Genomic DNA, 26,586 nt, shown 5'->3' on the forward strand with positions numbered 1-26,586 from the left:
CCTGTCGATCAGAAGAAACGATAGCCGACCGTGAGGCGCCAGGTACGCGGCTCGCCGAGCGGGACGTAACTGGTCGCGCGCGTCGGATTATAATTCTGACGATCGAAAAGATTGCGCACACCGATATTCAGATCAAGCCGACCGATCGATAGGAACCCGTTGAGGTTCGCCTGCACCGCGGCGGGAATTTCATACAGGCCGCGCGTGTCGATCAGCGAACGCGACCGCCCGGTAACCCCGGCACCCAATCCCGCCCTCGTCTTGTCGCCGATGCGATGCATGTAGGAGGCATAGAGATTGTACACGTCGCGCGGCTGCCCCGCGACGACGAACCCGATATTCGCCGAGGGCTTGAGATAGGAATAATCGGTGCGCGTAAACGCACCTGACACCGTCAACCCGCGCAGCGGTTCGCCACTGAGGTTCAGGTCAATACCCCGGCCGAGAATGCCCGGCACAGCGACCTGGAAGCGCGGATCGACCGCATCGCGATCGAGAAGGTTGCTCTGGCGGATGCTGAACCACGATGCGTTGATCAGCATCCGCTTGTTGAACAGATCCCATTTCACGCCCGTTTCGGTGTTCCGCGTCCGCACATCGGGCAGCCGATCACCGAACCGATCGATCGCGAATGTGGGGATATAGCCATAGGCCAGCGTCCCAAAGACCGACAAATTGCCGGTTATGTCGACTACCGCGCCATAGTTGGGCGCGGACGCCGAGACCTTGGTGTTCGAATTGCTGGGGCGGCGACCGGTGATGATGCTACCAACCTCGATATCGGTCCGGCGGACGCCCGCCAGAAGATGGATTGGGCCGAAACCGACCAGATACTGGCCGTAATAGCCACGCTGTTCCATATTGACGGTCGAGGTCTCGTTGCCGAACTTGATCGCCAGCGGGCGCAGCGTGCCTGTGGGGTTCAGGAAGTTATACGGAAACATCCCGCCGTCATCGGCGTAGAATGCCTTCACGTCATTCTCGACGCGGGTGAAACCCGCCACCAGCTTGTGCGTCACGCCACCGGTGTCGAACGCAATCCGAGCGAAGGTGTCGATCGCATTGCTCTTCGAGCGCTGACGCACCCCGCTGCTCGACAAAAGCAGCAGCCCGTTATTGTTGAGGACCACGAAGGGAGAATATTGCTTCAACGAGAAGCTGACATCCTGATGCTGCGCGCGGCCGACGAGGGTCAGCCAATCCGTCACCTTCTGCGTGATCTCGGCATTGAACTGCGTGGTGCCGATCCGCACCCCTTGATCCGCATCGCCGACCAGCCTGCGGCCATCCGGCAGTTCGAACGGTTTCTTCGTCGTGGTGTTGAGCAGGGTATAGGGGACCATGCCGAACAGCTGGGTGCCCAGCGTCGTCGAGACGATGATGTCGGTATCCGCGTTCTTGTAACGCAGCGAGGGCGCGAACAGATAATCCTGGTCGCCGCGATAGCCGCCGAAATTCCGGTCGGCGGTCGCCGCCGTGGCGATGATACGCCCGCTGAAGCGATCGTCGCTCGAGATCGCGCGATTGGCATCGATCGTGCCGCGTGCCAACCCGAACGAACCGGTATCGACCGAGACGTAAAGCCGCTCCTCGGCATTGGGCTTTTTAGTGACGATGTTGATCGTACCGCCCAGATTATCCCCACCCAGCAGGATCGCGTCGGGGCCCTTCAACACCTCGATCCGTTCGATATTGGCGAGCGACTGGGTGGTTCCCGCCGCGAAGCTGGAACTGGATGCCGACGGCAGGCCATTGACCGCACCCTGCGCCGAAAAGCCGCGCACCGAATAACCGACGCCGCCCTGAACCGTGGCGGTGTTGACGACGACGCCGCCGGCATTGGCAAGGGCTTCGGCCATCGTCAGCGCCTGTTGCTGCTCGAGCAGCTTGGCGGAAATGACCTGGGTGTTGCGCGGCTGATCGCGCAGCGACTGGCCGAGCCGCGAGGAACTGGTCGGCCCGCGCACCAGCACGCTGGTTTCCGCCTCATTGGGCCGCGCGATGACCAGGACATCGTTGACGATCGCGATACGACCGTTGTCGTCGACGTTCACCGCCACGGGCAGGCCGCGTGTCGCCTGCGCCACCGCATCCCGTTCGCTGTGCGCATCGACCACGGGCCGGGCCGTCATGCCCTTGACCGCGTCGGGGTCGATATTCAGCGGCACCCCCCATTGTGCCGCAATCCGCTGAAGCGCCTGACCAAGCGGCAACGCAGGTTGTGACAGCGTCTGATCCTGCGCCCAGGCCACGCCCGGTGTGGCGGTGGTGGCCAGTGCCAAAAGACTGGCCGCAAGCATATGGCGTGTATTCATAGGAGTCCCCCCTGACATTTGACGATCGAACTGCGCGGCACTCTCCCCATGCTTGCGCTTCCGACATATTGCGGAGTCTATCAGCGTGCCGGTTCGATCACCTCCGGCACGCCAAGCTTCAAATCCTTGAACTGATTGCGAATCTGCGCCCAGTCACCGACCAGGACCCAATGGACCGTGGCCGGATCGTCAAAGGCGCGCGCGGCCTGCTTGACCTGATCCAAAGTCAGGGCGCGCAGCCGCATCGGCCGATGTGCGATATCGTCATAGGGCAGGCCGTCCGACTGGGCGTCCGCCATGGCGGACAGCAGATCGGCATTGCTCTCAAGCTGCGCGGCGGCACTGTTCGCGGCCGTGGTCACGATACGGCCGAGCTCGACTTGGTCGGGCGGCCGATCGCTGGTCAGCATGCGCATCTCTTTGCCGAGTTCGGCCACCGAGTCGCCGCTATGCGCACGATCGACCGTGCCGGCGATGATCCAGCGCCGCTGGCCACGCGTGTCATACACGCCAGAGCCGATGCCATAGGTCCAGCCCTTGTCCCCACGCAGGTTCGCACCGATGCGTGATGTCGAATTGCCGCCATAGACCTCGTTGCCGACCCAGGTCGCGGCGGCATCCGTGCCACCCGGCATATCCGCGGCCGGGATCACCTTGCCGGCCATGATATAGGTCTGGGCGGCGCCCGGCTTATCGATGACGGTCAGCGAGGGCGCCGCGCGACCGCGCGCTGGCGGAATGGGCATCGGGGGTACCGCAGGGCCCTCCGCTTTCCACGAATTCAGTGCCTTTTCGAGCAGCGGCTTGAGCGTCACCATATCGGCGTCGGCGGCAATATAGAGCGTCGCACGATCGGGACGGAGATGGGTGCGGAGCCACGCCCGGACTGCCGTCGGATCGATCGCCTCGACCTGCGCAATCGCATCGGCGGCCGTCGCCGGCGGGGCATAGGGATGCCCGGTCCCATAGATCGCGGTGTAGAGCGCGCGTTCGGCCCCCGCACCGCGGTTGATCGTCTCGGTCCGCAGCCGGTCGATCCGCGCAGATTTGAGCGATGCGAGTGCATCCGGCGCAACGTCGGGCCGGGTCAACATCCGGCCGAACAATGCCAGCCCCGATGACAATTGTGCCGCGTCCCAGTTGAAGATCAGGTCGGCGTGATCGAGACCGATCTTGTCGTTCAGCCAGCCATTCAGCGCATCGACCTGCTCCTTGGCGGCCAGTTGGCCCGAAGTCTTGCCCTTGGCCGCCAGCAGATCCAGCACGATCGGCGCGATTTCATGCGACGCGCCCGCACTGCCACCATCGTCGAACCGCAGCAGCAACGTGTCGGACAGGCCGCCGGGGCGCGAAACCAGGATGACGTTCAGTCCGTTCGACAATTGCGCTTGCTGGACGGCCGGAAAGGTGATCGGCGCCATCGGCCCTATCGGAGGTGCCCCCTGGGTCAGGTCATAGCCGCCCGGTATCGCTTTCAGCGGCGGCTTGGGCAGGATCGCGAGCTGGTAGCCCGGCCGGCCATAGACATCCGCCGCCACACGGCGGACGCTTTCGGGTGTCGCGCTCAACAATTGCTGAAGATAGGCCTCGGCATAATCATCCTCCTGATTCTGCCGCGCGCCGCGTGCCAGCAGGAATGCCTTGCCGGACGTGCTGCCCTGCAGGCCCAGGAGATATTGGATGCGGGCCGCGCGGGCGCTTTCCAACTCGGCCTGGGTCGGCCCCTCGGCAACGAAGCGCGCCAAGGCCGCGTCGACCTCCGCCTCGACCCGCGCCATCTGATCGCCCTTGATACCGGCGACGGTGAAACCCATGCGGCTCGACAGCAGGCCTTCGTCGAAGGTGACGAACGCCGCTTGCGCGAGGCCCAGTTCCTCGATCAGCCGCCGGTTCAAACGCGATCGTGCGCCATTGGCCATGATCTGCGCGATCAGATCGAGCGCGGCGATGGCTGGCGATCCCGCCGGGGGTGCGAAATAGCTTACATAGAGGCGGCCGTCGGGCACGGACGCGAACATCTGCCGGCGCATCGCCCCGGGCAGCGACATCGATCGTGTCAGCAGCCGATCGACAGGCAACCGAGGCGCTAGACCCCCGAAATACTTCGCCACCAGCGCGCGTGCCTCGTCGCCACCGATATCGCCCGCCAGGATCAGCGTGACGTTCGACGGACCATAATAGGTGTCGAACCAGCCGCGCGCGCCTTCCACCGTCACCGCATCCAGATCGGCCTCATCACCGATGACGCTATGGTGATAGGGATGGTCGGCGGGGTACATATCCCCCAGGATCGTCGCATCGAGCCCGCCAAAAGGCTCGCTCGCCCGCAATCGCTTCTCGTTCAGCACCACGCCGACTTCGCGCTTGATCCGCTCCGGCGTCAGCGCCGCGCCGATATGCCCCATCCGGTCGGCCTCGAGAAACAAGACCCGGTCCAGCGCGGCACGTGGGAAAGTCTCGAAGAAGGTGGTGGTGTCCTGGGTCGTGATGGCGTTGATGTTCGTGGCGCCCATATCCTGGAGCGACCGCAGGGCGCCTTCATTCCAATGTGCACTGCCATCGAGCGCCAGATGTTCGAACAGATGGGCATAGCCATGTTGCCCGGCCCCTTCGTCCTTCGAGCCGACGTCATAAACCACCGTCGCCGATATCAGTGGCACGCGCCTGCTGGTCTGAACGATCACCTTCAATCCATTGGGCAGCGTGAAGCGTGTCACCGGATCGGTGATCGCGCGGTTCGGCAGCTTGGTCGAGGGAATGGTAGAGATCGCCGGGCCGGGCACACGCTGCCGAGCCTCGGTCGCCGGGGCGAGGATCGCATTCGACGCCGTGGCGGCCATCAGAGCAACAACTGCAAACGCTTTTGCCATTCGGCGAACATTACTGATTGCAAGCCGAGTTTCTTGCAGCCAAAAATATAAAACATGACCGGACTGTCCTACTCCACCGACCAGGACACTTTTGGGGGACCCCAGGGCCGCCGTGACGGGCAAGGCGGGCAGACCGCACGGGTGATCCGGGCGGTCGCGCAGGGCATTGCCGATGGCGTGTTGATCGCCGATCAGCGCCTGCCCTCGATCCGTGCCATGGCGGACGAACATGGCGTCAGTCGCGACACCGTACAGCGCGCCTACGACAAGCTGGTGGCAGGCGGGCAGATTTACGCGCGGCGCGGATCGGGCTTCTATGTCTCCTCCCCTCCGGTCCTGCCGACCGTACCGGCGATCAAGGTCGCGCCCGTCGATCTCGCGCCGTTCCAGCTCATCCATTCGTCCCACCCGCTCGACCGCTCGCCGGGCAGTGGTGTGCTCCGTCACGAACCATCGGCCGTCGAGGAATTGAACCGGGTTCTGAAAAGCGTGGCATCCTCAGCGTTGCGCACAACCGGCTATGGCGACCCCGCCGGCTATCTGCCGCTGCGCGAACAATTGCGTAACAAGCTGGGGATCGACGGCGTCGACGTGCCTGTCGATGCGATCCTGACGGTACCGGGCTCTATCGCGGGACTGGGGGTCGTGATCCGCGCATTCGTGCGGCCAGGCGGGCGGATCGTGGTGGAGGACCCGTGCTCCTTTGCGCATGTCGCCGCGCTTCTGTCGCAAGGGGCGGAAATCCTGCACGTGCCGCGCAAGGCGGACGGGCCGGACCTCGACGTGCTGCGGCTGCTATGCGAACGCTATCGCCCCGCGATGTTCCTGATGTCGTCGCTGATCCAGAATCCGACCGGCAGTTGCATCTCGCTGCACAAGGCGCGGCAGTTGATCGACATCGCCACCGAGTTCGAGATGATCCTGGTCGACGATGTCGGCCAGGCCGATCTCCTGCCCCCGGCCGGCAACCGGCCCGTGGCGCCCCTGTTGCTGCTCGATCATCTCGACCATGTCATCCATGTCGGCGGCTCGTCGCGGATCCTCGCCCCCGAGGTCGGCGTGGGCTACATCGTGGCCGGGGAACGCTATGGCGACATGCTGCGTCGCTTTCGGCCGCTGCAAGGGCTCGGCAACATGCTGATTCAGGAACGCGTGCTGTACCGCTTTCTCGACGAAGGGCTTTATCGCCGCCGTTGCGAGCGGATACGCGGGCAGCTGGCCAAGGGGACGATCGCGCTGCGCCAGCAATTCGCCAGGATGGGCATTGCCGCGGCGCCGTCGATGGGCGGGTTGTTCCTCTGGGCCGATCTGGGAAATTCCATCGACACGCTGGATCTTGCCAAGCGTCTGCTGGCGCGCGGCTTTTTGACCGCACCGGGCAAGCATTTCCGCCCGGCCGGGATGACCTCGTCCGAAATGCGGTTCAACGTCACCACCACCAGCGAGGCCGCGTTGCAGGCTTTGGCGGAAAGCCTGCCGCCCATACGGGATTGAGACGCTTCAACCGCCCGGATCGATCAGCCCGGAAAGCGGGGCGCGCGGTCGAAATCGGCCTTACCGAAGGGGCGGTCGCGGAACATATAGCCATAATAGAATTCGCGAAGGTCGCGGTGAAAGGCGCGGATGCGATCCTGATAGGCCAGTTGCGCCGCCAGATCGGTATGCGCCAGGCGCGTCAGCAGCGCCTGAACGCCGACGGACGGCAAGACCCAGCCCAGATCGTTCGCGACGGCCGCCCGCCGCTCCAGAGCCTGGCGATAGGCGCGAACCCGATCGGCGACGCTTTCGTCCCCCACCTGATGGAAGGCGAAATACCATTTATAGTGGAAGGCGGGCGGCAGCGGCGGTGAGTTCGCCCATTGCGGATGGGTGGCATAAAAGCGCCGCATGGTTTCCTCGCGCGGGATTTCCCAGGCACCATGCACCCGCTCGCGCTGGGCCAGCGCGATCTCGCTGCCCTGCCCGACCGGTATCGCGCGGTTGATCGCGACATTGGCAAAGGTCGGGATCACCAGCACGAGCACCAGCCACAGCCCGGCGAGCGTCGCGGCATTGGCGGTCGAGCCATGCCCCCAACGCGAGACCAACGCGGCCAGTCCGATCCAGAAGAGCAGATAGAGCGCCGCGACCACGACGATCAGCACTATCGCCCATGCGGCCACGCCGGACAGGACCGCCCCCACCACAAACGGGACGATCAGGGCAGCCAGCAACAGCACGAAACGCACCATCGCGCGCCGGAACCAGAGCCGCCGTCCGTTGGGCATCGCATCGAGCATCCGCGCCCGCCCGGCTTCTCGCTCGGCGGACTTCAGGTCATGAAACAGCGCGATGGCGAAGAGCGGCGCCAGAAACACCAGCACGAAGGCGAAGTCGAACCGCCCCGGCAAGGCCAGTTCGGGATTGAAGGTATCGCCGTCATAGATCTGCGCCTCCAGCCCCAAGGCACGGACCCGCAGGATATAGGGTGCGACATCGCGCATCCCGATCGCCGCAAAGGCCAGCGGCGACGGCGAGTCCCAGGTCGGGTGGAAGCTGTAATAGGCCGCACTCCCCCCATCCTTGGTGCGATCGACATAGTCGGCGACCGCGGCGATATCCTCGGCCTGGGCCGTCGCCACCGCATCGATCGCGGCGCGCTGACGCGCCACCTCCGCCATGCCCGCCGCAACCGCAGCCGCGCTGAGCAATGCCATCAGCAGCAACGCGGCCAGTGCCAGCCGCGAGCGGAGCAGCAACCGCGCTTCGTGAATCCAGATCGCCATCACCGCGCTCCCAGCCGACGCGTGGCGGCGACCAGCGCCACACCGATCACCACCAACCAACCGGACAGGACCGCCAGCCCCGGCAGGCCCGCCCGCACCAGCGTATCGGCCCCGGCCGCGCGGAAGGTGAATTCGGGCAGCTTGCGCCAATGATCGGCGGTGATCCGCTTGCGCTTGTCGGCGCCCGCATCCTCGGCGGTATCGTCGGCATAGCTGACCGCCTCCGCCTGTAGCCGATTGAGCCGCTGGATCAGGTCGTAGCGATAGGCCTCGGCCTGTTCCAGGAAACGGCGATGCCCTTCGAAATCGGTACCCGCCGCCGCCATCGAGGTCTGGCGCAGCGCGATCGCCGAGCTGAGCAGGCCGAGGGCGCCGACCAATGCGTTTTGCGACGCCTGCGCCGCGAAATCGCGCGCCGCGTAGCGATCAAACAGGCGGCTGCTCAGCGCCTCGCCTTCCAGCGCCAACAGCCCCTTGTAGTTGACCGGCAGATCCTCGATCCGGGTCACGCCATAGTGCGCCAGCGTCTGTTTCTTGAACGCCGCGAAATGCGGGTCGTCGGGATTGTGGCTGTCGCCCATTTGGCGAAGGTCGCGGGCGATGGCGACATCGGTCTGCAACCGGTTGGACAGCGGATAGGCGCGATTGGCGATTTCGGGGGCGACGCGCGGCAGCAGCACGACCGTCACCGCCCAGATCGCCAGCAGTGCCAGCAGCGCATCGCGCCGCCGCCGGACCAGCATCGACACCAGTGTGACGATCCCCACCCACAGCGCGAGATAGACGGCATAAGCCAGGATGATGGTCGCCATCGGCCCGGCATAGGCCCCCGCCTGCCCCGCGATCAGCGCAAAGCCGATCAACGCGGGCAGTGCGATGAGCAACGCCACCGAGCCAAGCGCCAGCAGCTTGCCGAGCACGATCGAGCGCGCCGACGCACCCTGCAACATCAAGGGCCTGAGCGTGCCACGCTCGGTCTCCCGCGCGACCGCACCATAGCCCAGGAAGATGAGCAACAAGGGTGCGACCGCCTGCAGCACGAAGGCCGGGGTCAGTTGCCCGAAGCGGATCAGGGGCGAACTCTGGCGCACATCGCCGAAATTCGCGGTGTTCTGGCGATGCCCCTCCAGGAACATGCTGTTGCCGGTAAAGGCATCGACACCGGGATCGAATGCGGCGAGCGGTCCGAGCGGGCGGAAGATGAAATGGCCATAATGGACGACGCGGTGCGGGTGCCGGTCGGGCTGGGCCTCGAAGGCATGATCGGCATGCGATTGATGCTGGGCACGCGAGGCGGCGATGCCTTGCTGATGGGTCCAGGACGTGACCACCGCGACCAGCGTCAGGATGACGAGCAGCACCAGGGCCGTCACCGCGACCCGGTTGCGCCGCATCAGCCGCAGTTCATCCCGTGCGATCAGCGACACCGCGCTCATGCGGCGAGCGCCCGGCCGGCGAAACGGTCACGCAAGGCCCGCACATCGAACCGCGCTGGTCCCTCCGCCGCCACTTCCTCCACGATGCGGCCGCCCTCCAGAAAGCCGATGCGATCGGCGACATCGGCGGCGCTCAGCAGATCATGGGTGACCATTAGTACGGCCGTGCCCCGATCGCGCACCGCATGGAGCAGCGCGTTGAAATCGGAGGTCGCACGCGGATCAAGACCCGAGGTCGGTTCGTCGAGCAGCAACACCGGCACCTCGCGCAACAAGGCGACCGCGATCGCGACCTTCTGACGCATCCCTTTGGAAAAGCCGGCAAGACGCTGATCATAGGCCCGGTCCTGCAAGCCCGCCGCCGCCAGTGCCTCGACAATGGCTGCGCGGGGTCGCGGCGTGCCGGACAGCGCGAGCAGATAATCGGCATTCTCGACCGCGCTCAGATGCTCGTAGAGAGCGACATTCTCAGGTAGATAGGCAATGCGCCGCCGCGCCCCATCGGGATCGCGCGCGGGATCGATCCCGCCGACCTCGACCTGTCCGGCATCGGCGCGCAAGAAGCCGAGCAACGTCGACAGCGTCGTCGATTTGCCCGCGCCATTGCCCCCCAGCAGCGCATAGACTTCGCCCCCCGAAACACGCAGCGACAGACCATCCAGGACACGATGCGGGCCATAGGCCAATTGCACGGCGTCGATCAGGATTTCGGTATTGGGGTTCGGCATTGCCGTCTCCTGCATCATCGATTGGCTTCGCGCCGGGGTGAATCGGCGCGACTTTTAGCCACCATCGCCTCGCACACAACCGTCACTTTGTAACATCTCATTAACCGTGGAAAATGGACAAATCCGCCCCCTAAACTCCTCCCCCTAAACTCCTCCCTTGCAGGGGAGGATGGAGGAAATGCCATGACAAGCACTCAGTTTAGTTCGCGCGCGATCGGGTAGCGCAAGGGATAGGGATGCCCCGGCCCCGCCTGCGCATAAAGCCACGCCAATCGCGCATCGGAATCGGCGGCAAAGCCCGGCTCCGCGCGAAGCTTGGCATCGAACCGGGCTTTGAGATCGGGGTCGGACGCCAGCATCCGGTCGCCAAGCGCCGCCAGCACGAAGGCATCCGTGTTCGGTGCCGACGCCAGCATCTCGGGGAAGAAACCCCATGCCAGAAAGGAATCCTGGCTCTCCGGCTCCAGCAGCGACGCCGCGAGCAGCCCCAGCGGCTGGTCGGCGGGGACGCGCACGCTGCCGACCGGCATTACCTGCTCGGCGGACTCGTGAACGAAGCGCGCGGTGATCGGATAGCGCCCCTCCATCGGCTGCAACTGTTTCGGATCGACCAGGCGGACATGGTCGAGCGTCAGGGTTCGGGGGACCTCGATCGTCTCGAACCGGATGCCATGCACGCGCAGCCGGTCGATCACCTCCGTTTGCGCGGGCGGCACCCACCAAGCCTTGGGCAAGCGGACGCTCTCGGTCGGGGTCTGCCCGATGATCGGCATGCGGAAGGTGATCGGCTTGCCATTCCAGCGCTGCTCCAGCCGCCCCGAGGCGGGCGACATATAGGTGTCGAACGCAACGCCCTTGAACTGCTCGATCCAGCCGATCGGCTGTGCCGCCGGGGTCCAGCGGGTGAGAAGCTCGGCCGGGCGGCTCGCACGGTCCTGCGCCTTGGCGGCCGCGATGCGCGCGGCGTCGGTCGCCGCGATCTTCAGCGCGGCTTCCAGCAGCACATAGGTGCCGAGCACGCGCTGGCGATAGGGCTTGAGCATATGGTTTTCGACCAGCACGGTCGGCATGCCGATGAAATCGCCATAGCCGGTCGAATAACGCGGCCCCTCCGGACTGTAGCGGATGCCCTTGTTCGGCTGTCGCGTGTCGATGGGGCTGGGATATTTGATCGGGATATGGCCCGCGTCCGCCAGCGCCTTCGACACCGCAGGGCCGAAACGCCCATCCAGCCAGTCGGCGGTCGCGCGGTGGCGCGCATAGGTGCCCCAACCGGCATAGGTGAAGGTGATGTCATACTGCATGTCGAAGCCTTCGCTGACATGGCAGTCGATATAGAGGATCGGATCGAGCGAACGGATCAGCCCGATCATCGCCCGCGTCTCCGGCGCATCGACCTTCGCATAGTCGCGGTTCAGGTCGATGTTGCGCGCATTGGCGTCGCGCCCCTTTTCGGCGGGGCCCCGGATGTGCGGGTAGTTGTACGCGCTCATCTGCTCATGACCGTCGATATTATAGATCGGAACGAAGACCAGATCGACCGTGTCGAGCAGGCTGTCCTTCCCCCGCAGCGCGATGTCGCGCAGCAGCATCAGCCCGGCATCCTTGCCATCGATCTCGCCCGAATGGATGCCGCCCTGGACCAGAACGACCGGCTTGCCGGCCCCGCCCTTGCTCGCCCGGACATAGATCATGTCGCGCCCCTCGGTCGTCCGGCCAAAGGTGCCGACGGTGATCAGCGGCGATGCGGCGTCCAGCCGCTCCAACCAGGCGCGCACCTCGGCATAGCGCGGCGTCGTCGCGAATCCCGCCGCCTCGGCCGGGGTGATCCAGGGGTCGCCGGGCTTGGCGATCAGGGCCTCGCTCTTGCCCGACCAAGGGAGTGCCGCCGGCAGGGGCGCTGGGCCTTGGGCATGGGATGCGGTGGTCATGGCAGAAAAAACAAGGCCCAGGATCATGGTTGCACGTGAGAACAAAGATCAACTTCCAATGTGATGCCCGAGGGTTATCCGAACCAGGCCGACCGGACGCCCCGGTGCCGCCGATCGGCCGCATGCCGGCCCCCAGGTCTGACAGGGTTCGACATGGTTGCGTTGCAGCGCAACCCCATTATGAGACGTTGCAACATACCGCAACCCAATGGTGCCGATCGAAGCGCCGCTGTCTGGAGCCCCGATGTCTCTAAACACCTCTCTTCTTCCGCGTCGATCGATGTCGGCCCTGGCCTGGGCCCTTTCGTTGGGCGCTGCGCCGTTCGCCGTCGAGGCCCAGGAGCTTCCGGAACAGCAGGAGTTCACCGACCAGGACGAATCGGGCGGCAGCGATATCGTCGTGCTCGGCACGCGCAGCACAGTGGACCGCACCCAGTCGTCCGACCGCGTCACCGAGCGCATGTCGCAGTCGAGCCGTTCGATCGAGCGCGACATTCTGGACGCGGCCGGCACCTATCGCCTCAGCGACGCGCTGGAACTGGTCAGCGGGTTCAGCCAGCAGAATAATCGCGGCGGCGTGATCGACAATTTCGCGGTGCGCGGTTTTCTGGGCACGCCCGACGGCGGAGCGGAATATTATTTGAACGGCTTCCTCGCCAATCGCGGCATGGCCCCGCCGCGCGACCCCGCCACCACCGAGCGGATCGAGGTTCTGAAGGGGCCGGCCGGCGCGCTGTTCGGCGATGTCGATCCCGGCGGCCGGGTGAATATCGTGACCAAGGTGCCGCGCTTCACCCCCCATGCCAACGCCATGGTCAGCTATGGCTCGTTCAACACGCGCCGCGTGGAATTGGACGCGACGGGGCCGCTGTCGCGCACGCTGGCGGCGCGCATCGTCGTCGCGGGCGAGGATAGCGACGGGTGGCGCGACACCGTCACGCTGCGCCGGCGGGTCGTGTCGCCATCGCTGACCTGGCAACCCAGCCAGGCGCTACGCCTGACCTATACCGGCGAGTTCAGCCAGTTCGACACGCCGTTCGACCGCGGCATTCCCGCGATCAACGGCGATGCCAACGCCCTGCCCCTCTCCAACTATTATGGCGAGCCGTCGAACGGCATCACCAAGTCGCGCAACAACCAGCATCAGATCACCGGATTGGCGGAGCTGGGCGGCGGCTGGACGCTGAATGGCGGCATGGTCTGGCGCAAAGGCACGTTGCGAGGCCTGTCGGCGGACCAGTCGCGCATCGTCGGCACGTCGTTGTGGCGGCAACGCCGCTCGCGCGATTTCAGCGTCGACGATCTGTCCGCCCGCCTGGAACTGGCCGGACAGATCGGGCAGCACCGGGTCAGCGTCGGGCTGAAGGGCTATCGCTTCTTCTATGGCGAACGGTGGATGCGCATCAATCCGTCCGCGGCGGCGCCCTATGCCATCGACCTGTTCAACCCCGTCTATGGATCGGTGGCGGCGCCGTTACGCCCCTTCACCAATAATGACGAAAGCCGCTGGGCGGGCACCTTCTATGTCCAGGATATGTGGGACGTGACCGATCGCCTGACGCTGGTCGGCGGTGCGCGTATCGACCCTTACCGTCAGAAGATCGTCAACAACAACACCGGCCGTACCGGGCGCAATATCAACGAGCCGGTCAACTTCCGCGTGGGCGCCCGGTACCGTCTGTCCGATGCGATCGCGGTGCACGCCAATTGGGGCGAGAATTTCTCGCTCAACACCGGCACCGATCGCAACGGCAACGGCTTCGGCCCCGAAACCGGGCGCGGCTATGAGGTCGGGATCGCGGCCAAGCTGCCCGGCATCGACATGGCCGCCACCTGGTTCGACATCCGCAAGAAGGACATCCTGACCACCGATCCGGTCGATCCCAACTTCCTGGCGCCGGTCGGCAGCATGGTCAGCCGGGGTATCGAGCTCGACGCCTCGGCCCGGCTGGGCGATCGCTGGCAGATCGTCGCCAATTATGCCTGGCTCGACGCCAAGGCGGACGACGCGACCTTCCCCACGCCCAAGGTCCTGAACGTGCCGGAACATTCGGGCACGCTGCTGGTCGTCCACCGCATCCCCACGACGCGCGGCGACTGGCAGCTCAGCGGCGGCGTCGCCTATGTCGGCGACCGGGCCGGGTCGCTGACCGCGAACCCGATCGTTCTGCCCGAATATGTGAAGGTGAAGGCCGCGATCGAGGCCCCCGTCACGCAGGGGCTGCGCTTCCGGCTGGAGGCCGACAATCTGCTCGACCAGCGCTATGCCGCGAGTTCGTACAGCGCCCTGTGGATCTATCCCGGCGCACCGCGAACCGTGCGCGCCTCGCTGCGTATGGAGATCTGACGAAAAAGGGACCGGCTTTCGCCGGTCCCTTCTCAAACAGCTTTAGCGGCCGCGGATCAACCGTGGCAGGGGCAACCCGCATGGTCGCAACCGGCCGAATCCTGATGATGGTTGGCGCAATTCTCGCCGCAGAAGATGCGGCCATCGGCCTCGACACCATTGCTGGTGCTGACGACGCAGACGCAGTCGTTGCAGGCGCACTTCACCATTTCGACATTGACGCTCATGATCTAATCCTCGTGTCCATGATCTTCGGGTTCAAGCACGTGGTCCATCATGTTGGTCAGCATGGTGCGGACGTGACAATCGGGTAGCGCGTAGAAGACGTTCCGCCCCGAACGCGTCTGCTTCAGCAAGCGTCCGGCGCGCAGCAGTCGCAAATGCTGCGAAACCAGGCTCTGGCTGACGCCGACTTCCTCGGTCAGTTCGCCCACCGAACGGGGCCCGTCCAGACAAGCCACCACCAACCGAAGCCTGTTGGGCTCACCCAGCAGACGAAACAACTCGGCCAGTTGCGTCCCCTCGTCGTGTGTCATGCATCTATCAACATATGAACAGATGCTAATATATATGTATGAACGTTTTTGTCAATCGCTTACGGTGCCGAATATGGTATCGACGACGACATGCCTTGCCACCATGTCACCCGATGCGCCTGGGCCGGCAACGACCCGTTGATGCAGGCCTATCACGATCAGGAATGGGGCGTGCCCCAGCGCGATCCGCGCATGCTGTGGGAAATGCTGATGCTGGAGGGGTTTCAGGCGGGGCTCGCCTGGATCACGGTCCTGCGCAAGCGCGACGGCTTTCGGGAGGCCTTTGCCGGTTTCGATCCCGTGAAGGTCGCCGCGTTCGGCGAGGAGGATGTCGCCCGGCTGATGGCCGATCCGCGAATCATCCGCGCCCAGGCAAAGATTCGCGCGACGATCCGGGGCGCGCAAATCTATTGCGACATGGCGGCGAAGGGCGAGGATTTCACCGCATTCTGCTGGTCGTTCGTGGATGGCGAGCCGATCCGAAATCCGGGACGCGAATGGGTCGCCACCTCGCCCTTGTCCGAGGTCATATCCAAGGAGCTCAAAAGCCGCGGCTTCAAGTTCGTCGGTCCGACGATCAGCTATGCCTGGATGCAGGCGGTCGGCATCGTCAACGACCATGCCGCTAATTGCTTTCGCTTCAACGACGTCTGACGCCGCAGGAAAGGCCATGACCGGCCCCCCGCCCGGCCGGTTCATTGATCCGCCGCATATTCGTAACGGGGGTGCAACTTAGCCTTTCTAGGGCCCCGGCTCACGAGTGCCGAGCGAGCGGCCCAGGGGGAAGGCTTCATCATGAAACTCACGACCGCCAGCGCTGTTGCAGCGCTGCACATCCTGTTCACGCCCGTCGCCTGGGCCCAGACCACGCCACCCGGCGAGGATAGCACCGAACAGAGCCAGCCCGCCGCCGATGCCCCGACCGGCAACGACGTGATCGTCACCGGCACGCGCGAACGCGGTCGGACGCAGTTCGATACGCTGGCGCCGGTCGATGTGCTGCCCGAGACGCTGATCCGCTCGAGCGTGTCGAGCGACCTGAACAACACGCTGGCGCAACTGCTCCCTTCGTTCAACGTCCAGCGCCTGCCCGCCGCCGATGGCCAGGCCTTTGTCCGCCCCGCCACCTTGCGCGGGCTGTCGGCCGATCAGACGCTCGTGCTGATCAACGGCAAGCGCTATCACCGCTCGGCGCTCCTGGGTACGCGCGGTGCGCAGGCGCCGGACCTCGCCAGCATCCCCAGCCTCGCCATCAAGCGGATCGAGGTGCTGCGCGACGGTGCCTCGGCGCAATATGGATCGGATGCGATCGCGGGCGTCATCAACATCATCCTCGACGATGCGCCGGGGATGGAGGCCTTTGGCCAGTTCAGCCAATATTATGCCGGTGACGGCAACGACTATCAGTCGGGCGCGCGCGGCGGCATCGCGCTCGACGATCGCGGCGCGATCGTCTTCACCGGCCAGTTTGAACATGCCGAGGCGACCTCGCGCACCCGTCAGCGCCCCGACGCGCTGACCTTCCAGGCGGCGAACCCGACGCTTGCCGTGCCCAACCCGGTCCAGCGCTGGGGCCAGCCTGACGAAGAGCGAGTGCGCGGCGCGATCGACATGCATTACGACCTGACGCCGGGTGCGACACTCTATGCCTTCGGCACCGTTCAGCAGGGCGAAGGCGTCACCGACTTCAACTGGCGCAATCCGGCGGGCACGGGCAGCGTCTATAATGCCAGCAGCGCCTTTCCAGGCTTCAGCTTCCGCAGTATCTATCCGGTCGGCTTCACCCCGCGCTTCGGCACCGATTTCGCCGACCTTCAGCTCAACAGCGGCTTGCGCGGATCGCTGTCCGATGCCTTCAGCTATGACATCAGCGCCTCGTCGGGCCGCAGCCGCATCGACTATCGCATGCGCGAGAGCCTGAACGCCTCGCTCGGCCCCAACAGCCCGACCAGCTTCTATCTCGGCCGGCTGACGCAGATCGAGACGAATCTGAACGCCGATTTCGTCTATCGCCTACCGATCGGTGGCGTCGATCCGCTGAACATCGCCTTTGGCGGCGAGCGGCGGATCGAGCGCTATGTCGTCGGTACCGGCGACCCGGCCTCCTATGCGATCGGACCGGGCGCGGCGACGGGGCTGGCGCCCAACTCCAACGGCTTCCCCGGCTTCGGCCCGCAACAGGCCGGCCGGTTCAGCCAGACCAGCAATGCCGGCTATGTCGATCTGGCATGGCGGCCGATCCAGCTGCTCTCGCTGGGCGCGGCGGGGCGTTACGAAGATTTCTCCAGCTTCGGCGACAAGTTCACCTACAAGCTGTCGGCGCGGGTCGAGCCGGTCGAATGGCTGGCGCTGCGTGGCACCTATTCCACCGGCTTCCGCGCCCCGACTCCGGCGCAACTCAACACTCGCGTCGTCAGCCAGGGCCTCGACACGCGCACATTGCAGGTGTTCAACCAGGGCCGTCTCGCACCCAGCGATCCACTGGCCATCGCGCTCGGTGCCAAGCCGCTGCGCCCCGAAACGTCGCGCAATGCGACCGTCGGCCTGGCGTTGCAGACGCATGTCGGGCTCAGCGCCACGGTCGACCTCTATCAGATCGATGTCGACGACCGGTTCAGCCAGTCGGCGACCATCGCCATTCCGGCCAGCCTGCCCAATCCGAACCGCTTCACCTCGATCAGCTATTTCACCAACGACTTCAACACGCGCACGCGCGGCGTCGATGTCGTCATCGGCTATAACCGCCAACTGGGTGAAGGTCGGGCTAGCGCGACTCTGGCTTACAACTACAACCGCACCACGGTGCGCAGCGGCACGAGTGCGGCGATCGCCAATGCGACGCAGCGGCGGATTTTCGAGGAGCGCCTGCCGCGCCACAATACGACCGGCACGCTGGGCTATGATATCGGCCCGGTCGGCGTGATGCTGCGCGGACGTTATTATGGCCCGTGGACCGACGTGACCGGCAACTCCACCGGCGAACTGTTCCAACGGTTCGGCGGCATGACGATGTTCGACGCCGCGCTCACCTATCGCCTCACGCCCAACATCTCGATCCGCGGCGGCGCCGAAAATCTGTTCGGCACCTATCCCGACGAGGCGACCAACCAGGCCAATCGCGGCCTGATCTACTCGCGCAACGCCCCCTATGATACCGATGGCGGGCGTTATTATGTGCGTCTGGGGCTGACCTTCTGATGATCGATCGGCGCGCGCTGTTGGCCGGGGGCATGGCGGCCACCCTCCCCCTCTCGGCGCGCGCCACGAGCCCAGCGCATCCCGCACCCGATGACGAGGCCTTCTGGGCCAAGGTCGCGGGGGAATATGACCTGCCCCAGGATGTCGTTCAGTTGGAGAACGGCAATTGGGGGGCTATGGCGCACCCGGTCCGCGCCACCTATGAACAGGCGGTCGCGCGGGTGAACCGCGACACCAGCTATTATGCGCGTCGCGGGATGCTCGCCGATCTGGCCGCTGCCCGCGCGGCGGTGGCCGCCGAACTGGGCGTGCCTCCGGACGAAATCGCCTTCACCCGCAACGCGACCGAGGCGCTGAAGGCGCTGATCCTCGGCTATAACCGCCTGTCGCCGGGCGATACGGTGCTCTACGCCGATCTCGATTATGACAGCATGCAGGCGTGCATGGAGAGCCTGGGGCCACGACGCGGCGTGCGCGTTCGCCGCATCGCCCTGCCCGAGCCGGCGACACGCGACAGCCTGATCGCCGCCTATGCCGAAGCGATCGCGGCCGAGCCCCGGCTGAAACTGATCCTGCTGACCCATCTCAGCCACCGCACCGGGCTGGTCATCCCGGTGCGTGAGATCGCCGCGATGGCACGGGCACGCGGGATCGACGTGATCGTCGACGCCGCACATAGCTGGCAGCAGCTCGATTTTTCGCTGCCCGATCTCGATTGCGACTTTGTCGGGCTGAACGGGCACAAATGGCTCGGCGCGCCGCTGGGCGTGGGGATTCTGCATATCCGCCGCCCGGCCCTCACGCGGATCGACCGCGATCCGGCCGAGGATGCGGACGGGCCCGATACGGTGATGGCGCGGGTTCATACCGGGACGCTGGACTATGCCGCCTGGCTGACCGTGCCGGCCGCCCTCGCCTTTCAGCATCGGATCGATCGGCGTGCCCGTGCCGCCCGGCTGCGCGCGCTGCGGGATCGCTGGGTCGAGCGGGCCAGGCGGATACCCGGTCTCAGCGTCCTGACGCCCGACGATCCCGCGCTGCACGGCGCGATCACCTCGTTCCGCGTCGACGGCGTGATCGACGCCGCCGCCAATGCCGCGCTGGCCAAGCGGCTACTCGAACGTCACCGCATCTTCACCGTCCATCGCACCGGTCCGGCCAGGGGGGCTTGCGTCCGCGTCACACCGGCCTTGTTCACCAGCATGGCCGATGTCGACCGGCTGGCCGCCGCGCTGCCCGATCTACTGGCCAAGGGCTAGGCGCCTTCCCTAGGCGAGCGCGGCGAACAGGGCCTGTTGGCGCAGCGGCTTGCCGAGCACCACGTCGAAGCCGCTACCGCGCGCATCGGCGGTCAGCGCCGCGCTGGCATAGCCGGTGATCAGCACCGACCGCCCCGTCCATCCCCGCTCGCCCAGCGCACGGCGCAGGTCGCAGCCGGTGGCGTCGGGCAGACGGTAATCAGCGATCAGGATATCGCCCCCCGCCCCATCACCATGGAGCAAGGGACTCGCCGCCGGATAGGCCCGCACATCATAGCCCCGCCAGTGCAGCAGCAATTGCAAGGATCGCCGGACCGCATCGTCATCCTCGACCAACAGCACCGTCGCACCGCGACCCGGCCCATTTTCCATCGTCATCACAGCCTCTCACAAAGGGGGAAGAGTCAGAATGCCGATCGTCACGGCCATCGTCGCTACGTGATGTCCCTATCCGGCATCCATTCCCGCCGCAAAGGCGAGGCGCAGCGCGTCGGACAGGCTGTGCACGCCCAATTTGGTCATGACATGCGCCCGGTGAACCTCCACCGTCCGCGCGCTGATACCCAGGTCGAAGGCGATGGTCTTGTTCGGATGCCCGCGCACCAGACCGCGCAGGATATCCTGTTCGCGCGGGGTGAGCGCGGCGATGCGAACCCGCGCCTCCTGCGCGCTGGTCGACGCCACCTCGCGCCGGTCGAGCGTCCCGAAGCCGCGATCGAGCGCGGCGAGCAAGGCGGCCTTTTCGAACGGCTTTTCCAGAAAATCGATCGCCCCCTGCCGCATCGCCAACACCGCCGTCGCGATATCGCCATGCCCGGTCAGGACTATCACCGGCATCGCGATGCCATGCGCGGCCATCTCGCGCTGCACCTCCAATCCGTCCATCTCCGGCATGCGGATGTCCAGCAGCACGCAGCCCGCATCAGTGGCCTTCGCCTCGCGCAGAAAGGCGACGCCATTCTCCCAGACCGACACAGCAAAGCCCGACGTCTTGAGCATGAACGCCATCGAACGCCGAACCGGCTCCTCATCGTCGATGATATGGACCAGGCGGGTGTCAGCCATGATTCTCCTCCGGCTCGCCACTCCACAAAGTGAAGTGGAAGATCGTGCCCCGTTGCCCGTCTTCGTCGGCACGCGATTCCGCCCAGATGCGCCCGCCATGCGCTTCGACGATGGTGCGCGAGATCGACAGGCCCAGGCCCATGCCATGCTCCTTCCCGCTGGCAAAGGCATCGAACAGGCGCGGCGCGATCGCGGGGTCGATACCCGGCCCGGTATCGGCGACCGCGATATCGATCACCCCGCCCTCGCGGCGCAGGGTCGTGACCGTCACGTCGCGGCGCACGCCATCCGCCACCGCCTCGGCGGCGTTGCGCAGCAGATTGACCAGCACCTGCTGCACCTGCACCCGGTCCGCCAGCACCCGCGACGCGGTGGGATCGAAATGGGTGAACAGCCGGATGCCGCGCTCGGTCGCGCCGAGCAGACCCAGCCGCGCCGCCTCGTCGATCATCGCCGGCAGATCGTGGACCGCCTTCTCGGTCTCGCCCCGCGCCACGAAGTCGCGCAGCCGCCGTACGATCTGCCCGGCACGCAACGCCTCGCGCGCCGCCTCGTCCATCGCCTCGCGCAGGAATGGCCGGGCGTCGGACGCGTCGTTGTCGATCAGGTCCCGTCCCGCTTCCAGATAATTGGCGATGGCGGTCAGCGGCTGGTTCAACTCATGCGCTAGGGTCGAGGCCATGGTCCCCATCGCACTGACGCGGGAGACATGGATGAGTTCGGCCTGCAATTCCTTCATGCGCAGCTCGGCCAGTTGCTGCGCGGTCAGGTCGCGGATGAAGCCTGTGAAGATACGCAGCCCCTCGTCGCGCGCCTCCCCCACCGACAGCTCCATGGGAAATTCAGTGCCATCGCGGCGCAATCCGGTGACGACCCGGCCGATGCCGATGATGCGCCGCTCGCCCGTCGCCTCATAGCGGGCGATATAGCCGTCATGCTGGTCGCGATACGGGCTGGGCATCAACAGGCTGACATTGCGCCCGACAATCTCCGCCTCGCCATAACCGAACAAGCGTTCGGCGGCGGCGCTGAACGACAGGATCACACCGGCATCGTCGATGACGATCATCGCATCGGGCACGGTCGCCAGGATCGAGCGGACGTGAAGCTCGCTCTGATGCAGGGCCTGTTCGCGCGCGCGTAGCGGGGTGATGTCCGACAGCCCCAGACCGAAACCGGTCAACGTGCCGTCGTCATCGCGGAGCGCGACGATCGAGGTGTCGGCCAGAAACTCGCTGCCATCGCGGCGCGTCCGCCACCCCTCCAGCCGGAGCGGCGACTGGAGCTTGGCCTGGACCAAATCCTTCGCCAATTGGCCGGCGGCCGCATCGGCGCCGGGATAGAGCACCGCCGCCGACCGTCCGATCAGGCTTTCGCGCGCCCATCCGAACAGCAGCTCGACGGCGGGCGTACAGCCCGTCACCACGCCATCGCAATTGACGAGCAGCACGGCGCGGTCCAGCGTCCCCTCGACGAAGCGGACCAGTTGGTCGGCGATCAACGCGTCGCTCATGGGGCAACAGGCCGGGTGGATATCATCGCCTCAGCATGGCGCGGAAGCGGAGCCCAGACCAGCCCTTCGCGCGCAACCGGCATCACACCGCCACGCTCGCGCGCGGGGCTTCGCTGGGGCGGCGTGCATCAAAGCTGGCCGCCACGATCCGGCGATAGCAGCGATCCGCCACCGCCAGCCGCATCCCCTCGATATGCACGATCCCACGCTTCGCCAAGGTCGCCAGCCGCTCGGGCATATCGACGAAGAGGGCGGGATCTGCACCGTGCGCGGCGCAGATCGTCGTCAGGTCGGCATGGCCATCGCACAGGATCCGCTCGATGATCGCCCCGCGCAGGCGATCCTCCGCCTCGCGCCGCACACCGCGTATGCCCGCCAACCGGCCGCCCTTCACCAGTTCGCGATAGCGGCCGACATGCTTTTCATTCTGGACGATAACCCCGTCGAACTGGCTGATCGCGGAGGTGCCGAGGCCGACCACCACCTGGGCGGGGTCATCGGTAAAGCCCTGGAAATTCCGCCGCAGCCGGCCGGCGGCATCGGCGCGCACCAGCCTGTCATCGGCACGCGCGAAATGGTCGAAGCCGATCGCCCGATATCCCGCCGCGATCATCCGCTCATGCGCCAACTCGCTCTGGTGGAAACGCTCCTCGGCATCGGGCAGCGCGGCGGCGTCGATCATCCGCTGGCGCGGCAACATCGCGGGCAGATGGGCATAGCCGAACATGGCGATGCGCGACGGCCGCAGCGTCAGGGCCGAGGCGATGCTGGCGGCGACATCGGCACGGCTCTGGTGCGGCAAGCCGTACATCAGGTCGAGATTGATATACGAAATCCCCACCAGCCGCAGCCTGTCGACCACGTCCGCGACCAGATCATAAGGCTGGATACGATTGATCGCGCGCTGGATCGGCGCGGCGAAGGTCTGTGCGCCGATGCTGACGCGGGTGATGCCGATCGTCGCCAGCGCCGCCGCATGCTCGGCGCCAAAACCGCGCGGGTCGATCTCGATCGCCCATTCCGCCGGCTCGGCCACGCCGAACTGGTCGCGGATCGCATCGGCAATGCGGAGCAGCTGTATCGGCGACAAGACATTGGGGCTGCCCCCGCCGAAATGCACCGAACTGATCCGCCCATCGAGCAGCGCGGCGACCGTCGCGATCTCGGCCAGCAAGGCCTCGACATAATCGTCCAGCCGCTGGGCACGCCCGACCGCACCGGTGTTGCATCCGCAATACCAGCAGATCTCACGGCAATAGGGGACATGGACATAGAGCGAGACCGGTGTCTCACGCGCGACGCCCAGCAGTGCCAGCGCCTGCCGCTCCGCCCCCACCGCCGGGGTGAAATCCATCGCGGTGGGATAGCTGGTGTACCGCGGCACGGGCCTTGCCGCGAGGTCGGGATGGAACCGGCTCACGCGGCCGGCCCCTCCTCGTCGGCGGGCAGGTGGAACTCGTGCCAGATGCCGTTGAGAATGCCGAAGCCGACCGCGAGGCCAAGGCCGAGGACCCAGGTGAAATACCACATGGCGCGTTCCTTTCAGGACATTCGGGTCAGTAGAAATCAGGGCCGGTCGTGACGGCGGCGGTGGTGACCCGGCCGAACATCACCCGATACGCCCAGGCGGTGTAGGCCAGCACGATCGGCAGGAAGACGATCGTGACGACCAGCATGATGCCCAGCGTCCGCGCGCTGGACGAGGCGTTCCAGACGGTCAGGCTGGAATGCGGATCGATGCTGGACGGCAGGATGAAGGGAAACATCGCACAGCCGACCGTGGCGATGATCCCCGCCGCGCCCGCGCTCGACCCGCCAAAGGCCAAGGCCCCCTGCCGCCGATAGATGCCGATCATCGCCACCAGCGTACCGGCAAAGCCCAGGATCGGGGCGACCGTCATCCAGGGATAGAGCCCGAAATTGGCCAGCCAGCCCCCCGTCACCATCCGCGCCGTGGTGTGCAGCGGATTGGACGGCGCCAGCGTATCGACCCGCCCCAGAATCTCGAACCCCGGCATCTGCGTCACCAGCAATCCGCCGATCGCGAAGAGCGCGAGCGCGGCGGCGCCGGCGGTGAAGCCATAGGCGGCCGCCCGATCCTGCACGGCCCCCTGCTCGACCTTGATCGACAGCCAGGCCGCACCGTGCAGCACCAGCATCGCGACCGACAGCAATCCGGACAGCAAGGCAAAGGGACTGAACAGCGCCAGGAAACTGCCCTCGTAAAAGATGCGCAGATCGCCATCCAGGCGGAAGGGCGCGCCCGTCAGGACATTGCCGACCGCCACGCCGAACACCAGCGCCGGCACCAACCCGCCGACGAACAATGCCCAGTCCCAGCGCGCGCGCCATGCTGGATCGGCGCGCTTGGAGCGATATTTGAACCCCACCGGCCGCAGGATCAGCGCGGCGAGGACGACGAACATCGCCAGATAGAATCCCGAAAAGCTTGCCGCATAGACGAAGGGCCAGGCGGCGAAGATCGCGCCACCGCCCAGGATGAACCACACCTGGTTCCCCTCCCAGGTGGGGCCGACCGTGTTGATGACCATCCGGCGCTCCGCATCGGTCTTCGCGACGAATGGCAACAAGGCGGCCACGCCCAAATCGAACCCGTCGGTCAGCGCGAAACCGATCAGCAGGACTCCCAGCAGCGCCCACCAGATCAGGCGCAGCATCTCATAATCGAACATCTCTTGGCCCTCCTTCAGGCGGCGAGCGGTTGGGCGGGGATGGCCGCGCCGGTGTCATGGGGTAGCTGCGGCTCGTCCTCGACCGGACCATGGCGGACGGTCGCCAGGATCAGCCGGACCTCGATCACCGCCAGGACACCGTAAAGCAGGGTGAAGCCCGCAATGGTGGTCAGCAGCATCGCCGGCGTCAGGCTGGAGGCGGCAAGGAAGGTCGGCAGCACGCCGTCGATCGCCCAGGGCTGGCGCCCCAATTCGGCGACGACCCAGCCCAGCTCCGCCGCGATCCAGGGCAGCGGGATCGCGACCACCGCCGCCTGCAGGAACCAGCGGACGTTCAGGTGCATCCGCAGCGAACACAGGATGAAGGCGGTGGCGAATAGCGCGATCATCGCAAAGCCGATCGCCGCCATGGCGCGGAATGCCCAGAACATGAGCGGCACGCTGGGCACCGTATCCCAGGCCGCGCGCTCGATCTGCGCCGGTGTCGCGGTGGCGGGATCGGCGACATAGCGCTTGAGCAACAGGGCATAGCCCAGATCGCGCTTATGCCCCTCGAACGCCGCGCGGGCGGTGCGGTCATTCTGGTCGCGCTTCAGCGTCTGCAACGCGGCATAGGCGATCTGACCCGAGGCGATCCGCTCCTGCGCCTGCAGCACCAGTTCGGACATGCCGGTGACCGTGCCGTCCAGGCTGCGCGTCGCGATCAGGCCGAGCACCCAGGGAATCTGCACCTCATAGCGTGTCTCATGCATCGCCATGCTCGGCACGCCGAACAGCGTCAGGCCGGCGGGCGCGGGCGCGGTGTGCCACGCCGCCTCGATCGCGGCGAGCTTCATCTTCTGGTTGTCGGTCAGCGCATAGCCGCTCTCATCGCCTAGCACGACGACCGACAGCGAGGAGGCGAGACCAAAGGCCGCGGCGACCGTCATCGAACGGCGCGCAACCGGCACCCAGCGCCCCTTGAGCAGCCAGAAGGCGGAGATGCCCAGCACCACGACCGAGGCGGTGACATAGCCCGCGCTCACCGTATGGACGAACTTGGCCTGCGCGACCGGATTGAACAGCACCGCGCCGAAATCGGTCACCTCCATCCGCATCGTATCCGGATTGAAGGTCGCACCGACCGGATTCTGCATCCAGCCATTGGCGATCAGGATCCAGAGCGCCGACAGGTTCGTGCCCAGCGCCACCATGAAGGTGACGATCAGATGCCCCAGCTTCGACAACCGATCCCAGCCGAAGAACATCAGCCCGACGAACGTCGCCTCCAGGAAAAAGGCCATCAGCCCTTCGATCGCCAGCGGCGCGCCGAAGATATCGCCGACATAATGCGAGAAATAGGACCAGTTGGTGCCGAACTGGAATTCCATGGTCAGCCCGGTGGCGACGCCCAGGACGAAGTTGATCCCGAAGATCTTGCCCCAGAAACGGGTCACCTGGCGCCATACCGGCCGACCGGTCATGACATAGACCGATTCCATGATGACCAGCATGAAGCTGAGCCCCAGGGTCAGCGGCACGAACAGGAAATGATATAGCGCGGTCAGCGCGAATTGCAGCCGCGACAGGTCGATGACGGTCGGGTCCACCGGCGGGTCTCCTCCATCCCCGCGATCCTGCGGGGCTCGGGCGACCTCATCGGCGCGTGGCGGCGCGACCGATATACGGGAAGTCCCGTATTCGCCCGCCGCCGCCCCGCGCCTAAGCCCCGGAACATGACGTCGATCGCCCCCGCGCGCGCACCCGCGCCTTCGCCATGGCTGCACCGGCTGGCCGTCCGTTCGCGCGGGGCCGAGGCATGGCTGCTGACGGATAGCGTCGCCGCGATCGGCTTTGCCGCCGGGGTCGCCGGAGCGGTGAGCCATGCCGACAACTTGGCCGCGACCGCCCCCTGGCTGGCCTTGGCGCTCGCGGCCGGTTTGGCGCGCGG

General features: G+C 65.9%; 20 protein-coding genes and 1 pseudogene. 6 read left to right on the top strand and 15 right to left on the bottom strand.

Features of this window, described 5'->3' with window-relative positions; translation table 11 throughout:
- Positions 1–8: 8 nt before the first annotated feature.
- Both SP6_RS18955 and SP6_RS18960 read right to left on the bottom strand, forming a co-directional pair.
- On the bottom strand, positions 9–2,315 hold the full coding sequence (locus tag SP6_RS18955; protein ID WP_007404584.1) for a TonB-dependent siderophore receptor: 2,307 nt from the start codon (positions 2,313–2,315) through the stop codon (positions 9–11).
- Between the two features lie 80 nt (positions 2,316–2,395).
- Positions 2,396–5,155 carry a M16 family metallopeptidase gene (locus SP6_RS18960; protein ID WP_007404505.1) on the bottom strand — a complete coding sequence of 920 codons (2,760 nt, stop codon included), beginning with the start codon at positions 5,153–5,155 and terminating at the stop codon, positions 2,396–2,398.
- An 84-nt stretch (positions 5,156–5,239) separates the two neighbouring features.
- Between SP6_RS18960 and SP6_RS21130 the strand changes: the two genes are divergently transcribed.
- Positions 5,240–6,679, top strand: coding sequence for an aminotransferase-like domain-containing protein (locus SP6_RS21130; RefSeq protein ID WP_037568261.1), 1,440 nt, complete (start codon positions 5,240–5,242; stop codon positions 6,677–6,679).
- Between the two features lie 23 nt (positions 6,680–6,702).
- On the opposite strand, the gene SP6_RS18970 is transcribed toward SP6_RS21130, so the two are convergent.
- The 4 genes from SP6_RS18970 to SP6_RS18985 form a co-directional block, all read right to left on the bottom strand.
- Positions 6,703–7,950 (bottom strand): ABC transporter permease, encoded by a 1,248-nt coding sequence (locus SP6_RS18970; protein ID WP_007404528.1) that lies wholly within the window; start codon positions 7,948–7,950, stop codon positions 6,703–6,705.
- Positions 7,950–9,386 (bottom strand): ABC transporter permease, encoded by a 1,437-nt coding sequence (locus SP6_RS18975; protein ID WP_007404560.1) that lies wholly within the window; start codon positions 9,384–9,386, stop codon positions 7,950–7,952. The genes SP6_RS18970 and SP6_RS18975 overlap by 1 nt, the downstream gene beginning before the upstream one ends.
- A complete protein-coding gene (locus tag SP6_RS18980; RefSeq protein ID WP_007404557.1) occupies positions 9,383–10,114 on the bottom strand; it encodes an ABC transporter ATP-binding protein in 732 nt (243 codons plus the stop codon). The genes SP6_RS18975 and SP6_RS18980 overlap by 4 nt, the downstream gene beginning before the upstream one ends.
- Before the next feature lie 194 nt (positions 10,115–10,308).
- Positions 10,309–12,045: a M14 family metallopeptidase gene (locus SP6_RS18985; protein ID WP_227876594.1), complete on the bottom strand. Its 1,737-nt coding sequence runs from the start codon at positions 12,043–12,045 to the stop codon at positions 10,309–10,311.
- A 244-nt stretch (positions 12,046–12,289) separates the two neighbouring features.
- Here SP6_RS18985 and SP6_RS18990 point away from each other — a divergent pair, with 244 nt between their 5' ends.
- On the top strand, positions 12,290–14,392 hold the full coding sequence (locus tag SP6_RS18990) for a TonB-dependent siderophore receptor (protein WP_232252427.1): 2,103 nt from the start codon (positions 12,290–12,292) through the stop codon (positions 14,390–14,392).
- Between the two features lie 56 nt (positions 14,393–14,448).
- Here the strand turns inward: SP6_RS18990 and SP6_RS18995 are convergent, their stop codons facing one another.
- Both SP6_RS18995 and SP6_RS19000 read right to left on the bottom strand, forming a co-directional pair.
- Positions 14,449–14,619, bottom strand: a complete 171-nt coding sequence (locus tag SP6_RS18995; protein WP_037568262.1) for a metallothionein — start codon at positions 14,617–14,619, stop codon at positions 14,449–14,451.
- Between the two features lie 3 nt (positions 14,620–14,622).
- The gene (locus SP6_RS19000; protein ID WP_037568263.1) at positions 14,623–14,928 is read right to left on the bottom strand and encodes an ArsR/SmtB family transcription factor; all 306 of its coding nucleotides are present in this window, start codon (positions 14,926–14,928) and stop codon (positions 14,623–14,625) included.
- A 90-nt stretch (positions 14,929–15,018) separates the two neighbouring features.
- Here SP6_RS19000 and SP6_RS19005 point away from each other — a divergent pair, with 90 nt between their 5' ends.
- From SP6_RS19005 to SP6_RS19015, 3 genes are all read left to right on the top strand, one after another.
- Complete coding sequence (locus SP6_RS19005; protein ID WP_037568311.1) at positions 15,019–15,582, top strand: DNA-3-methyladenine glycosylase I; 564 nt, start codon at positions 15,019–15,021, stop codon at positions 15,580–15,582.
- Positions 15,583–15,723: 141 nt separating this feature from the next.
- Positions 15,724–18,126, top strand: coding sequence for a TonB-dependent receptor plug domain-containing protein (locus SP6_RS19010; protein ID WP_007404625.1), 2,403 nt, complete (start codon positions 15,724–15,726; stop codon positions 18,124–18,126).
- Complete coding sequence (locus SP6_RS19015; RefSeq protein WP_007404654.1) at positions 18,126–19,385, top strand: aminotransferase class V-fold PLP-dependent enzyme; 1,260 nt, start codon at positions 18,126–18,128, stop codon at positions 19,383–19,385. Before SP6_RS19010 ends, SP6_RS19015 begins: the two co-directional genes overlap by 1 nt.
- A gap of 9 nt (positions 19,386–19,394) precedes the next feature.
- Here SP6_RS19015 and SP6_RS19020 read toward each other — a convergent pair whose 3' ends face one another.
- The 7 genes from SP6_RS19020 to SP6_RS19050 form a co-directional block, all read right to left on the bottom strand.
- The gene (locus SP6_RS19020) at positions 19,395–19,763 is read right to left on the bottom strand and encodes a response regulator (protein ID WP_007404573.1); all 369 of its coding nucleotides are present in this window, start codon (positions 19,761–19,763) and stop codon (positions 19,395–19,397) included.
- A 69-nt stretch (positions 19,764–19,832) separates the two neighbouring features.
- The gene (locus SP6_RS19025; protein ID WP_007404591.1) at positions 19,833–20,450 is read right to left on the bottom strand and encodes a response regulator transcription factor; all 618 of its coding nucleotides are present in this window, start codon (positions 20,448–20,450) and stop codon (positions 19,833–19,835) included.
- Entirely contained in the window at positions 20,443–21,963 is a 1,521-nt protein-coding gene (locus tag SP6_RS19030; protein WP_007404697.1) for a PAS domain-containing sensor histidine kinase, read from the bottom strand. Before SP6_RS19030 ends, SP6_RS19025 begins: the two co-directional genes overlap by 8 nt.
- An 82-nt stretch (positions 21,964–22,045) precedes the next feature.
- A complete protein-coding gene (gene hemN / locus SP6_RS19035) occupies positions 22,046–23,383 on the bottom strand; it encodes an oxygen-independent coproporphyrinogen III oxidase (RefSeq protein WP_007404548.1) in 1,338 nt (445 codons plus the stop codon).
- A complete protein-coding gene (gene cydX / locus SP6_RS20645) occupies positions 23,380–23,493 on the bottom strand; it encodes a cytochrome bd-I oxidase subunit CydX (RefSeq protein WP_007404607.1) in 114 nt (37 codons plus the stop codon). Before cydX ends, hemN begins: the two co-directional genes overlap by 4 nt.
- Positions 23,494–23,519: 26 nt before the next feature.
- Positions 23,520–24,656, bottom strand: coding sequence for a cytochrome d ubiquinol oxidase subunit II (cydB, locus tag SP6_RS19045; RefSeq protein ID WP_007404602.1), 1,137 nt, complete (start codon positions 24,654–24,656; stop codon positions 23,520–23,522).
- Between the two features lie 14 nt (positions 24,657–24,670).
- Positions 24,671–26,245 carry a cytochrome ubiquinol oxidase subunit I gene (locus tag SP6_RS19050; RefSeq protein ID WP_007404667.1) on the bottom strand — a complete coding sequence of 525 codons (1,575 nt, stop codon included), beginning with the start codon at positions 26,243–26,245 and terminating at the stop codon, positions 24,671–24,673.
- Between the two features lie 126 nt (positions 26,246–26,371).
- Here SP6_RS19050 and SP6_RS19055 point away from each other — a divergent pair.
- Positions 26,372–26,586: pseudogene (locus SP6_RS19055) on the top strand (thiol reductant ABC exporter subunit CydD); the annotation flags it as partial.

Origin of the sequence: Sphingomonas paucimobilis NBRC 13935 (assembly GCF_000739895.2) — a bacterium.
Taxonomy (GTDB): domain Bacteria; phylum Pseudomonadota; class Alphaproteobacteria; order Sphingomonadales; family Sphingomonadaceae; genus Sphingomonas; species Sphingomonas paucimobilis.